This is a genomic window from Sphingomonas zeicaulis (assembly GCF_050433225.1).
GTDB classification, from domain to species: Bacteria; Pseudomonadota; Alphaproteobacteria; order Sphingomonadales; family Sphingomonadaceae; genus Sphingomonas_D; species Sphingomonas_D zeicaulis.
In genome coordinates this window covers 1,427,525-1,439,999 of sequence record NZ_JBNPXQ010000001.1, presented here as the reverse complement: position 1 = coordinate 1,439,999, position 12,475 = coordinate 1,427,525, and the positions used below count along the sequence as shown (strand labels likewise).

The window sequence follows — 12,475 nt, the reverse complement described above, 5'->3', positions numbered from 1 at the left end:
ACCCCCTGTTACGCCGCGACGAACCTAGCCGTCGCGGACGAGCGCGCGCAAGCCGCCTTGCATCGCCAATCATGGCCGGCGTCGCGGTTAAGGTGTTGACGCACCGTCCTTGGCGGCTAGGCTTTTGGGCCACGGTGGTGCTGAGGGGTTCATGGTACAGGATCGGCTCAACGAAGGCGCTCTGCTGTTCCCCGGCATGGCCACGCCGACGCGTGGTGGCCCGCCGGGCGGCTATCGCATCCAGCGCGCGATCGATTCGGGCGGCTTTGGCATCACTTACGAGGCGATCAAGCGCGAGGGCGGGCATCCCGATGCGGATGTCACCGCCAATCTGTGGCTGCCGCCGCATCGCGCGATCGTCATCAAGGAATTCTATCCCGAATTCGCCTCGCGACGCGGCCGCACCGTCACCGTGGAGGGCGAGGATGAGAGCCATGAGGAAACCTTCAACCACGCGTTGCGCCGGTTCCAGCGCGAGGCGGAGCGGCTGTGCTACCTCACCTGCCTGCGCGCGCTGAAGGCGGCGCGCGACGGGATCGACGCCAGCGGCAGCCTGCTGCGCGAGAAGATCGATCGCGAAATCGCCTCGGGGCGCAGCGATCCGTCACGTGCGATGCAATTGGTCGGCCGGTTGCGCGGCGAGGCGCAGGGGCGCGCGCGGCATGCGCTCGCGACGTCGACGCTGCCGATCGTCTATGATTATTTCGCGGCGGACAGCAACGCCTACTACGTCATGGAATATCTCGGCGGCGGCACGCTCAAGTCGCGGCTGAACGATGATCGCCGGAACAGCGGTTTCACCCGCGTCGAGATCGCCGGCATATCCTATCAGCTGCGCAAGCCCTGGGAATCCGAACGGCTGCGGCGTTTTATGGCCGCCGCGCTGGACGCGCTGGAGGAATTACACACGGGTATCCCGACGCAGCAGCTCATCCATTGCGATCTCAAGCCGGGCAACATCATGTTTCGTTCGGCCGAGTCGGAAAGCCCGGTACTGATCGACTTCGGTCTTGCCCGGAATGTGAATGACGGCCGCTCGCGTTCGCTCGTCGCGGGCACGCTGGGCTTCGCGCCGCTCGAGATCGACCCGCACCTGCGCTCGCATCACCAGTCGGACGACCGCTTCGGCGGCGTCAATGTCGGCCCCTGGACCGATATTTATTCGATGGCGGCGATCCTGCGCATGCTGGCGACCGGGATCGAAGGTACTCGCCTGCCGGCGGTGTTCGACCGGTTGCGTCCGCCCGACGGCGTCGATCCGATCCACAAGCTGCCGCCCTATCCGGAAGGCTTCCCCCCGGTGCTCGCACAGGCGATCGACCGCGGCATGGGGCTGCAGCGCAGCGACCGGCCGCAGAGCATCGCAGAATGGCGGCGCGATCTCGGCCTCGTGCCCGGGGCGGTGCCGACCATCGAGGATGAGACCCGGCCGGCGCGCCAGGGTGGCGGCTGGGCGCTGGACAATATGCCGGAGCCCGAATCGCAGCCTGGCATGCGCACGACGACCACGCCGCCGCGCCCGATGGGGCTGGTCGATCTCGGCAAGCCGCAGGATGAAACGCTGATCGAGCGGTCGACGCCGTCTGCGTCGCCACCGCTGACTCCGCCGCCGCAGCCATCGCACTGGGCCTCTTCGCCGGCGCTGTCGGTGGCGCCGCCTCCGCCTTCGTCGCCACCACCGCCGCCATCTTCGTTCGATCCGCGCCCGCAGCCCGCTGCGCGCGAGCCGTCCTGGTCGTCGCCGGCGCCGCCATCGTCCTTCGACCCGCAGTCGCAGCAGACCAGGCATGAGCCGCCACGGCAGCCTGCCTATCCGGATCGCTCGCAGCCCATACCGCCGCCGCCGCACGAACCCTCCTGGTCGCCACCCGGCGGCAGCGGTGGGCAGATCGAGATCGGCCGGATCCTGACCCGCACCCTCGGCACGATCGGCCAGAACCCCTTGCCGATCCTGTTGCTGGCTTTCTTGCTCGGCGGCCTGCCGTCGGCGGTGATCAACCTGGTGTCCGAAAACGGAAAGACGGCCGGTGGCACGACTACGGGCATCGCCTTGCTCGCCATCCTGTTGCTGTTGCCGATCTCGCTGGTCGCATCGACGGTGCTGCAGGGCGTGGTGGCGCGCCTCGTCGTCGGCATGGAGACGGGTCAGCCCGAGCCGGTCGGGCGAGCGATATCGACCACGTTGTCGGGACTGGGCTCGCTGCTCGGCCTTGCGCTGCTGCTCGGCCTCGCGCTCTTCATCGCTGCGCTGCTGCTGGTCGTTCCCGCCTTCGTGCTGGGGGCGATCTGGTGCGTCGCGGTGCCGGCGATGGTGATGGAGCGGCTCAGCGTCACCAACGCGCTCGAACGCAGCGCGAAGCTGACCAAGGGCTCGCGGCTGTGGATCTTCCTGCTGATGCTGGTGTTCATCGTCGCCATCGTAGTCGTCAGCTTGCCCCTGGGGCTGGTGATCAACGCGATCGGCGCCGGTCCGGTGACCTTCGTGATCAACACGATTACCAGCACCGCGATCGGAGCGGTCAGTTCCGCCGGGCTGGCGACGCTGTATGTCGACCTGCGCCGGATCCGCGGCGGCGGCCCCACCGACATGCAAGACGTTTTCGCCTAGAGGTCGGGGGCGGCGACGCCCGGAGCATGAGTTTCACCGACATCATCCGGACGAAGCGTGACGGCGGCGTGCTCGACGAGGCAGCGATCGCGACGTTTGTCGAGGGGCTTGCCGATGGCTCCTTGCCCGGCGAACAGGCGGCGGCGCTCGCGATGGCGATCCTGCTGCGCGGCATGGATGCGCGCGAGATCGCGGGGCTGACGCGCGAGATGGCGCGTTCTGGCACCGTGCTCGATTGGGCCAATGCCGATCTACCCGGGCCGCTGCTCGACAAGCATTCGACGGGTGGCGTGGGCGATAAGGTGAGCCTGATGCTTGCGCCCATCGTCGCCGCCTGCGGCGGCTATGTGCCGATGATATCGGGCCGCGGGCTTGGCCACACCGGCGGCACGCTCGACAAGCTCGCGAGCATCCCGGGCTATGATCCGTTCCCCGGGCTCGATCGCTTCCGCCAAGTCGTGCGCGATGCAGGCTGCGCGATCATCGGCCAGACCGGCGAACTCGCGCCTGCGGACCGGCGCCTCTATGCGATCCGCGACATCACCGCGACCATCGAATCTCTGCCGCTGATCACCGCCTCGATCCTGTCGAAGAAGCTGGCCGCCGGAGTCGGCGGACTGGTGATGGACATCAAGGTCGGATCCGGCGCGTTCATGGCGACGCAGGCCGATGCGCGTGCGCTGGCGAGGACGATGGGCGAGACCGCGGCAGCGCTCGGCCTCGCGATGCGGACCATGATCACCGACATGAACCAGGTGCTCGGATACAGCGCCGGCAATGCGTTGGAGGTCACCGAGACCATCGCCTATCTGCGCGGCGACGCGCGCGAACCGCGGCTGCATGCGCTGGTGCTGGCGCTGGCCGGCGAAATGCTCGCATTGGGCGGCGTCGTGCCGACCGTAGCAGCCGGGATCGATCGCGCAGGGGCTGCGCTCACCTCGGGCGCCGCCGCGGAGCATTTCCAGCGCATGGTAGCGGGGCTCGGCGGACCGTTCGACCTGATGGATCGGCCTGTGCATTATACTGCATCGGCGCCGGTGACGCTGCCAGTGCTGCCCGATCAATCCGGCTGGCTCGCCGCAATGGACGCCAGGGCAGTAGGGGAGGCGATCATCGATCTGGGCGGCGGCCGCCGCCGCATCGAAGACCGCATCGACCCCGCGGTAGGCTTTGCCGCCTGCGCTGCGATCGGCGACGCGGTGGGGCCGGGCCGACCGCTCGCCATAGTCCACGCCGCCGATGCCGGGGCGGCACGCAAGGGGGTGGCCCAATTCCGCGCGGCGTGTATCGTCGCCGCTTCGCAGGTTCCGCCGGCGCCGGTGCTCCATGGCACCGAACCGGCTCTTGGGGGATAGGAACACTGAACAGATTTCTCATCGGGGCCGCCGGCATCGCGCTGATCCTGTCGATCGCCGTCGCGCTGTCGTCCAACCGTCGTCATATCCGGCTGCGTGTCGTCGGCGCGGCCTTCGGGCTCCAGGTCACGATCGCAGTGCTCGTGCTTTACACCTCGTGGGGACGCGGTGCGATCGAGGGCATGGCGCATGGCGTGTCCAACCTGCTGGGCTATTCCAAGGCCGGCGTCGCTCTGATCTTCGGAGACCTCGCCCGGCCCGAGATCGGCGGCAACAGCTTCGCCATCTCCTCGCTGCCCGTCATCATCTTCTTCGCCGCTTTGGTTTCGATCCTCTATTATCTGGGCATCATGCAGCTCGTCGTCCGCTGGCTGGGCGGCGCGCTGCAACGAGTGATCGGCATCTCCAAGGTCGAATCGCTGTGCGCGGCGGCCAATATCTTCGTCGGCCAAAGCGAATCGCCGCTGGTGATCCGCCCTTACCTGGCGAGCCTGACGCCGGCACAGCTTTTTACGGTGATGTCCTCGGGCATGGCCGGCGTCGCCGGCACCATCCTCGCCGCCTATGCGGCGCAGGGGGTGGACATCCGCTACCTGCTTGCCGCCAGCTTCATGTCGGCGCCCGGCGGCATCCTCATGGCCAAGCTGATGATGCCGGACGACCCCAAGGATGCGGAGATCGAGCCGGTCGATTTCGTCGAGGCGATCCATGATGAGGAGAAGCCGGCCAACATCATCATGGCGGCGGCGCAGGGTGCGCAGGTCGGCGTGAAGCTCGCGGTCGCGGTCGGTGCGATGGTGCTCGCTTTCGTCGCGCTGGTCGCGCTGGCGAACGGCCTGCTCGGCGGCATCGGCGGCCTGTTCGGCTATCCCGACCTGACCTTCCAGCAGATGCTGGGCTATGTCTTCGCGCCGGTGATGTTCCTGCTCAATGTGCCTTGGAACGAGGCGGGCGTCGCCGGCGGCCTGTTCGGCGAGAAGGTGGTGCTCAACGAGTTCGTCGCGTTCATCCATCTTGGCACGATCAAGGCGACGCTTTCGCCGCAGACAGTGGCGGTGATCACTTTCGCGCTGTGCGGCTTCGCCAATTTCAGTTCGATCGCGATCCAGATGGCGGTCACCGGCAGCCTCGCGCCCAACCAGAGGCCGATGATCGCGCGGCTGGGCGTGAAGGCGCTGATCGCCGGCAGCCTTTCCAACCTGATGAGCGCGGCGCTCGCCGGCATGCTGGTGGCACCATGACCGCAAGCGTTTCGCCCTTCGACGCCGCCTGGATCGAGCGGACCGTGCTGTCGCCGGTGATCGTCGCGCGGCGCATCGCCGCCATCACTCCCGAAACGGGGGAGGGGGCGGTCGCGGACCTGCGGCTGGCACTCGCCGCGACCGACCTGACGACCTTGCAGGGCGACGACACCGAGGATCGGGTGCGCGCCCTTGCCGAGCGTGCCAGCGCGCTCGGAACAGCGGCGGTCTGCGTCTATCCGGCCATGGTGCCGGCGGCGCTGACCGTGCTGGCGGACAGCGGCGTTGCTGTCGCCACGGTTGCCGCGGGATTTCCGCACGGCCTTTCGCCGCTCTCGACCCGGATCGCCGAGGTGGCGGCCTGCGTCGAGCTTGGCGCCACCGAGATCGATGTCGTCATCCGCCGCAGCCATGCGCTGACCGGCAACTGGCAGGCGCTGTATGACGAGGTGGCCGCGTTTCGCGCGGCGTGCGGGTCGGCTCATCTCAAGACGATCCTCGGCACGGGCGAACTCGCCGACCCCACGATCATCGCGCGTGCGGCGCTGGTCTGCATCATGGCCGGCGCCGATTTCGTGAAGACTTCGACCGGCAAGGAAGCGGTCAACGCCACGCTCGAAGCCGGCGTGGCGATGATGGCGGCGATCGAGGACTGGCACGGTGCCACCGGCGCTCTCGTCGGCTTCAAGGCGGCAGGCGGCATTGCCACGGCGGACGACGCACTGCGCTGGATCGCGCTGGCCCGCAATGAAATGGGCGAGGCCTGGCTGGCTCCGACGCTGTTCCGCTTCGGGGCCTCGCGCCTCGTAGACGATATCGTCAGGCGTCTTCCCGGCGGCTGACCGATCCGGTCGCTGCCGGCGTTTTGGTGGTGATGAAGCGGCTGTGTCCCCACTGGGTAGAGAACAATGCGAGCCGCCGACATCATAGGCGTTTTTGACGACGTGTGACGACGCGCATATTCTTGCCGTCGTCGCCGCTCTATTCCCCGCGTTCAGCTGAACTTTTGCAAGACGGTCTGTCGGGCCGTGAATGATCGATGCTTGCGGCGGTCGACGTCGTCGGGCAGCCTTCCGTCTTGCTTGGGAGTCGGGAGATATCCAGTGCCTGAAGCAAAGCTGATCGCGCGTCTTGCCGCTGTTTATGGCGGCGAAGACATCCGTCATCCCCATCTCAAGGTCGTAACGCTGGCGCAATGGCTGCTCGAAAGCGGTCGCGGCACGTCCGACCTGGCGACGCTCCACTATAATTTCGGCGGGCTCAAATATCGTCCCGAGATGGCGCCTTTTGCCAGCAAGGTCCGCTACGAAGCGCATGACGGCATCGACAATTATTGCGCATTCGCCACTCTTGAAGGATTCATCGCCGGCTATTGGGCGTTCATCGCTCGCGCGCCTTACACCGGCTGGGAATCCAATGTGGACACGCCGGAGAAGTTCATCCGCTTCATCGGCCCGATCTATACGCCGAGCGCGGGCTATGCCGACAGGGTCATCCAGTTGATGCCCGAGGCTCAGGCCCTGCTGAGCGCTGCCAGCGACGCGACGGTGGTCGAAGCAGCACCTGCACGTCCGACCGAGGATCTGGGCACGCTGATACTCGACCCCGGTCATGGCGGCACCACCAAGGTGGGCGGCAGTTCGCCGAACAATGCGATCAGCGTGTCGGGCGTGAAGGAGAAGAAACTCGCGCTCGATTTCTGCCTGATCCTGCGGGATCTGCTGATCGCGCAGGCCGCCGCGGCCAAGCAGACGATCAAGGTGGTGCTGACCCGCACGACCGACGTAAATGTCGGCATCGCCGCACGCGCCGCCTTCGCGGCCACGCACCAGGCCAAGGCGCTGGTCGTCATCCATTTCAACGGCAGCACCAATGCCTCGGCGAGTGGCGCGGAGACCTTCTTCGCCGCGGCGTCCAACGGCAACACCAACCTTGCCGACGACAAGGCGTTCGCCACCGCGGTCCATGCGGGGCTGATGAAGGGGCTGCTTGCGGTCAATCCCGCAACCAAGGATCGCGGCGTCAAGCCGGACGACCAGACCGGGCCGGGCGCGCTGGGCGTGTTGCGCGATACCGCGCTCGGCAACACCAGTCGGCCCAAGAAATGCGTCGCCTGCTATATCGAGGCGGAGTTCATCACCAATCGCACGGTCGACAAGCTGCTTGTCTCAGGTCCCGATGCGATCGGCAACCGGACCAAGGTGCTGGCCGAGGTGGCGAAGGCGATCCGCGGCCATATGGCGACCTTGCCCTGAAGCGGGTGATTGACATCATACGGTCGGCGGGGCGCAGCTATACGAAAGTATAGCCGTTTCCAGCAGAAATCGACGCGCGCATCGGCGGCGTAACGGGCATGATCTTTCCCAAGAAGAATCGCCTCCAGCGGTTCCTTCGTCATGTCCAATATCAGAAAGGGCGCTCCGCCATGTCCGAACAGCCGCCACTTACCCATGCCTCCGGCGCCCCGGTCGTCGACAATCTGAACATCCAGACTGCCGGGCCGCGCGGGCCAGCGCTGCTGCAGGATATCTGGCTGATCGAGAAACTCGCGCATTTCGATCGGGAGGTGATCCCCGAGCGCCGGATGCACGCGAAGGGATGGGGTGCCTATGGCAGCTTCACCGTCACGCACGACGTCACCCGCTACACGAAGGCGAAGATCTTTTCAGAGGTCGGCAAGAAAACCGACCTCTTCATGCGCTTTTCCAGCGTGGCCGGCGAGCGCGGCGCCGCGGATGCGGAGCGCGACATCCGAGGCTTCGCCCTGAAATTCTACACGGAGGAAGGCAATTGGGATCTGGTGGGCAACAACACCCCGGTGTTCTTCTTCCGCGATCCGCTGCGCTTCCCGGACCTCAACCACGCGATCAAGCGTGACCCGCGCACCGGGCTGCGATCGGCAGACAGCAATTGGGATTTCTGGTCACTGCTGCCCGAGGCACTGCACCAGGTGACGATCGTGATGTCCGACCGCGGCATTCCGAAGAGCTTCCGGCACATGCACGGTTTCGGCAGCCACACCTATTCTCTGATCGATGCGGCGAACCAGCGCGTCTGGGTGAAGTTCCACTTCCGCACGCAGCAAGGCATCGAGAATCTGAGCGACGAGGCCGCCGCAGCTCTGGTCGCCGGCGATCGTGAAACGCATGGCCGCGACCTGCTCGAGGCGATCGATGGTGGAAATTTCCCCAAATGGACCTTGTTCATCCAGGTCATGACCGACGCGCAGGCGAACGCGCATCGCCATAACCCATTCGATCTCACCAAGGTCTGGCCCAAGGGAGAGTATCCGCTGATCGAGGTCGGCGAGATCGAACTCAACCGCTACCCCGACAATTTCTTCGCCGAGGTGGAGCAGGCGGCCTTCTCACCTTCCAACATCGTCCCCGGCGTGGGCTTCTCGCCCGACAAGATGCTGCAGGCGCGGCTCTTCTCCTATCCCGATGCCGCACGCTACCGGCTGGGCGTGAACCATGACCATATCCCGGTCAACGCAGCGCGCTGCCCGGTCCATAGCTATCACCGCGACGGCACGATGCGGGTGGACGGCAATGCCGGCGCCAAGCCATCCTACTGGCCTAACAGCAAGGGCGCGTGGATCGGCGACAATCCCGATTACAGGGAGCCGCCGCTCGGCCTCGACGGCAACCCCGCGGACCATTGGGATCATCGCGTCGACGACGATCATTATGAGCAGCCGGGCAATCTCTTCCGGCTGATGTCCCCCGTGCAGCAGCAATTGCTGTTCGACAACACCGCGCGCGCGATGGGCGATGCCCGCTTCGAGGTGAAGCTGCGCCATGTTGGCAATTGCACGAAGGCGGACCCGGCCTATGGCGCCGGCGTCGCCCGCGCACTGGGGCTGGATGTCGCCCAGGCGGCGGAGTGATCGGGCAGACCATGATGTGAAAAAGGGAGGTGCGGTGTTCCGCGCCTCCCGCCAGCCAGCTGCTCGATCATTCAGAAAATCGGGCGGATATTCCGCCTTCAGCGCTGGTGACCCCTACGGGACTCGAACCCGTGTTTTCGCCGTGAGAGGGCGACGTCCTAGACCGCTAGACGAAGGGGCCGCTGCGGGAGCGGCGTCCCTAATCGGACCGTCGGGTGGCGTCAAGCCGAAATGACGACGCACCGATCGGCAGCATGTCGATCGGTGCGTTGCATCTCTGGCGAGCGGTTCAATACGGCCAGGCGATGCCGTAATAGGTGTAGACCTCGCGCCCATAACGGTCGTCGAAGGCCGGTTCGCGCTCCTCGGCGTAGCGCGGGGCGTTTTCGAGGACCTTGGGGTCGAGATCGACCACATAGCCGCCGCGCCGGGTGTCGTAGGTCAGGACGTTCCACGGCAATGGATAATGGTCGCGGCCCAGACCGAACAGGCCGCCGAACGACAGCACGGCATAATCGACCTTGCCCGAGCGCTTGTCGACCATGAAGCGGCTGACCGTGCCCAGACGCTCACCGCCGCGGTTGAACACCGCGGTGCCCTCGACCTTGTCGGACGCGATCATGCTGCGCGTTTCATCGGTTGATATGGTGGTCATGCAAAACCTCCTCATCCCCGCACGCCCGAAAACGGGCGGCGGGGTGAGAGGTTGCAAACAGGATCGGCGAATCCGGCGGCGCGGTATCGGATCGCCGCTGGGCGCTGGTCAGGCGGCGACCTTGTTGCGCTGCTTGACTTCCTGGTTGAGCATCTCGGCCAGCAGGAAGGCGAGTTCAAGGCTCTGGCCCGCGTTGAGGCGCGGGTCGCAATGGGTGTGGTAGCGATCCGCCAGGCTCTGTTCGGTCACGTCGATCGCACCGCCGGTGCATTCGGTGACGTTCTGGCCGGTCATCTCGGCATGGATGCCGCCGGCATGCGTGCCTTCGGCGCGATGGACGGCGAAAAAGCCGCGCACCTCGCCCAGGATCCGCTCGAACGGCCGCGTCTTGTAGCCATTTGCCGCCTTGACGACGTTGCCGTGCATCGGATCGCAGCTCCACACCACCGGATGGCCTTCGCGCTTCACCGCACGCACCAGCTTGGGCAGGCCGGCCTCGATCTTGTCATGGCCATAACGGGTGATCAGCGTGATGCGGCCCGGGATGCGGCCGGGGTTCAGCGTGTCGAGCAGGCGCAAAAGCAGATCCGGCTCAAGGCTCGGGCCGCACTTCAGGCCGATCGGGTTGCCGATGCCGCGCAGGAACTCGACATGCGCCGACCCGTCGAAGCGGGTGCGGTCACCGATCCAGACCATGTGCGCGCTGGTGTCATACCAGTCGCCGGTCAGCGAATCGCGGCGCGTCATTGCCTGCTCATAAGGCAGCAGCAGCGCCTCATGGCTGGTGAAGAAGCTGGTGCCCTTCAACTGCGGCACTGTTTCCGGGTTGATTCCGCACGCCGCCATGAAGTCCAGCGCCTCGCCGATGCGATCGGCGATCTCGCTGTATTTCTTGGCCCACGGGCTGCGGCCCATGAACTCGTGCGTCCAGGCGTGGACCTGGTGGAGATTGGCATAGCCGCCCTGAGCGAAAGCGCGCAGCAGGTTCAGCGTCGCCGCCGACTGGCTGTAGGCGCGCACCATCCGCTGCGGATCGGGCACGCGGCCCTCCGGCGTGAAGGCGATGTCGTTGACATTGTCGCCGCGATAGGAGGGGAGGGAGACGCCGCCAATCTCTTCCATGTCCGCTGAGCGCGGCTTTGCGAACTGGCCCGCCATCCGGCCCACCTTCACCACCGGCATCTTGGAGGCATAGGTCAGCACCACCGCCATCTGCAGGATGACGCGGAAGGTGTCGCGGATGTTGTTCGGGTGAAACTCGGCGAAGCTCTCGGCACAATCGCCACCCTGGAGCAGAAATGCCTTACCCTCGGCGACCTGCGCCAGCTCCGCCGTCAACTCGCGTGCCTCGCCGGCAAATACGAGCGGGGGATAGCTGCTCAGCTCACGCTCGACCGAAGCCAGCGCGGCCGTATCGGGGTAAGTGGGAAGCTGACGAGCCTCGAAGGTCTTCCAGCTCTCGGGCGTCCAGTTCGCCGCCATAATCTTTCGTCTTCGCTGTTGGTTTGAAAGGATTGTGGCCCATGCGCCCGAAGTCGGCGCAACGCAAGCATTCAGGCTCCCGGCAAAGCGCCGGATTCGCCTGCCGTGCTTGGGAACGCGGCCGCTGGTGGCGGTTTGCCGAGAGCGGTCGCAAACCAGAGTTCGATGGCATCAAGAATTTTTATCGCTGCATCGCCTCTGCCGAAGGGCAGGCCGGGCCGGGCCATCGCGGCAAGCGCGATCGGATCATCAAGCAGCCGCGCGGTTGTCCGGACGATGCGATCGGGATCATTGCCGATGAGCCGGCAGTGACCTGCGTCGACCGCTTCGGGCCGCTCGGTCTCGTCGCGCAGCACCAGCAGCGGCGTGCCGAAGGCCGGGGCTTCCTCCTGTATACCGCCGCTGTCGGAAAGGATGAGATCGGCGTCCCGGATGGCGGCGAGCATCGCGCGATGGTCGAGCGGTGTGATCAGGTCGATGCGTGGATGGTCGCCGAGCCGGGCGGCGATTACCGGCCCGACGGCGGGATTGGGATGCAGCGGCAGCGTAATCAGCACATCGTTGCGATCGGCGATCCGGCGAAGCGCGTCGCAGATGCCGTGGAGATATTCTCCCTGATTCTCGCGACGGTGGCAGGTCACCAGTAACCGCCGCTGCCCCGGCACCGCCGGGGGCGGCGCCGGCAGTGTCGGTTCTGCGATCTGCATAGCATCGATGCCGGTGTTGCCGGTGACGGCGACGAACCCCTCGCTGCCAGCAAGATTGGCGGCGTTGCTCGGCGTCGGCGCAAACAGCAACGCGGCGCAGGCATCGATCTCGCGGCGGTTGCCCTCCTCGGGCCAGGGGCGGTTGGGATGGCCGCTGCGCAGCCCGGCCTCGACATGGCCGATCGGCAATCCCAGCGAAGCGGCTGCGCGTGCGGCGGCGCAGGCGCTGTCGGTATCTCCCTGGACGAGGACGAGGTCGGACCCGAGCTGGTCGAGATGCGTCGCGATGTCGGCCTCGAGCGCGGCGAGGCGCGCGGCGCGCGACGCATGCGCCGCGGTGAGGTGCAGACGATCGTCCGCGGCGATACCGAAACTCGCAAGGGCATCGTCGAACAGCGCGGCGTGCTGGCCCGTGGCGATGAGGCTGTGACTGAGCCCCGGTCGTCGGCGCGCCTCGATGGCGATCGGCGCGATCTTGATCGCTTCCGGCCGCGTGCCGACCACACTGACGATGCGGCGCGGGCGCATCACGGCGCCC

The 12,475-nt window shown here is 66.3% G+C and carries 9 protein-coding genes and 1 tRNA gene; 6 read left to right on the top strand and 4 right to left on the bottom strand.

Going from position 1 to position 12,475, the window contains the following annotated elements:
- Nucleotides 1-151: 151 nt before the first annotated feature.
- The 6 genes from FHS96_RS06760 (at nt 152) to FHS96_RS06735 (ending at nt 9,093) form a co-directional block, all read left to right on the top strand.
- Complete coding sequence (locus tag FHS96_RS06760; RefSeq protein ID WP_429588708.1) at nt 152-2,608, top strand: protein kinase domain-containing protein; 2,457 nt, start codon at nt 152-154, stop codon at nt 2,606-2,608.
- 26 nt (nt 2,609-2,634) lie between these two features.
- Nucleotides 2,635-3,963, top strand: a complete 1,329-nt coding sequence (deoA, locus tag FHS96_RS06755; protein ID WP_429588707.1) for a thymidine phosphorylase — start codon at nt 2,635-2,637, stop codon at nt 3,961-3,963.
- A 5-nt stretch (nt 3,964-3,968) separates the two neighbouring features.
- Nucleotides 3,969-5,204 carry a NupC/NupG family nucleoside CNT transporter gene (locus tag FHS96_RS06750; RefSeq protein WP_429589661.1) on the top strand — a complete coding sequence of 412 codons (1,236 nt, stop codon included), beginning with the start codon at nt 3,969-3,971 and terminating at the stop codon, nt 5,202-5,204.
- A complete protein-coding gene (gene deoC / locus FHS96_RS06745; protein WP_429588706.1) occupies nt 5,201-6,046 on the top strand; it encodes a deoxyribose-phosphate aldolase in 846 nt (281 codons plus the stop codon). The genes FHS96_RS06750 and deoC overlap by 4 nt, the downstream gene beginning before the upstream one ends.
- A gap of 261 nt (nt 6,047-6,307) precedes the next feature.
- A complete protein-coding gene (locus FHS96_RS06740) occupies nt 6,308-7,459 on the top strand; it encodes an N-acetylmuramoyl-L-alanine amidase (RefSeq protein ID WP_429588705.1) in 1,152 nt (383 codons plus the stop codon).
- A 170-nt stretch (nt 7,460-7,629) separates the two neighbouring features.
- Entirely contained in the window at nt 7,630-9,093 is a 1,464-nt protein-coding gene (locus tag FHS96_RS06735; RefSeq protein WP_429588704.1) for a catalase, read from the top strand.
- A gap of 105 nt (nt 9,094-9,198) precedes the next feature.
- Here the strand turns inward: FHS96_RS06735 and FHS96_RS06730 are convergent.
- The 4 genes from FHS96_RS06730 to wecB all read right to left on the bottom strand — a co-directional run bounded on the left by FHS96_RS06730 (nt 9,199) and on the right by wecB (nt 12,465).
- Nucleotides 9,199-9,274: transfer RNA gene (locus tag FHS96_RS06730), tRNA-Glu, on the bottom strand.
- Between the two features lie 108 nt (nt 9,275-9,382).
- Complete coding sequence (locus FHS96_RS06725; RefSeq protein WP_429588703.1) at nt 9,383-9,748, bottom strand: PRC-barrel domain-containing protein; 366 nt, start codon at nt 9,746-9,748, stop codon at nt 9,383-9,385.
- Between the two features lie 108 nt (nt 9,749-9,856).
- Entirely contained in the window at nt 9,857-11,230 is a 1,374-nt protein-coding gene (locus FHS96_RS06720; RefSeq protein ID WP_429588702.1) for a class II 3-deoxy-7-phosphoheptulonate synthase, read from the bottom strand.
- Nucleotides 11,231-11,301: 71 nt separating this feature from the next.
- Nucleotides 11,302-12,465, bottom strand: coding sequence for a non-hydrolyzing UDP-N-acetylglucosamine 2-epimerase (gene wecB, locus FHS96_RS06715; RefSeq protein WP_429588701.1), 1,164 nt, complete (start codon nt 12,463-12,465; stop codon nt 11,302-11,304).
- Nucleotides 12,466-12,475: the final 10 nt, after the last annotated feature.

Bases quoted from the DNA above. Each gene is read 5' to 3' on its own strand.
- deoC (WP_429588706.1), top strand. From the start codon at position 5,201: ATGACCGCAAGCGTTTCGCCCTTCGACGCCGCCTGGATCGAGCGGACC.
- FHS96_RS06720 (WP_429588702.1), bottom strand. From the start codon at position 11,230: ATGGCGGCGAACTGGACGCCCGAGAGCTGGAAGACCTTCGAGGCTCGT.
- FHS96_RS06735 (WP_429588704.1), top strand. From the start codon at position 7,630: ATGTCCGAACAGCCGCCACTTACCCATGCCTCCGGCGCCCCGGTCGTC.
- FHS96_RS06725 (WP_429588703.1), bottom strand. From the start codon at position 9,748: ATGACCACCATATCAACCGATGAAACGCGCAGCATGATCGCGTCCGAC.
- FHS96_RS06760 (WP_429588708.1), top strand. From the start codon at position 152: ATGGTACAGGATCGGCTCAACGAAGGCGCTCTGCTGTTCCCCGGCATG.
- deoA (WP_429588707.1), top strand. From the start codon at position 2,635: ATGAGTTTCACCGACATCATCCGGACGAAGCGTGACGGCGGCGTGCTC.
- wecB (WP_429588701.1), bottom strand. From the start codon at position 12,465: ATGCGCCCGCGCCGCATCGTCAGTGTGGTCGGCACGCGGCCGGAAGCG.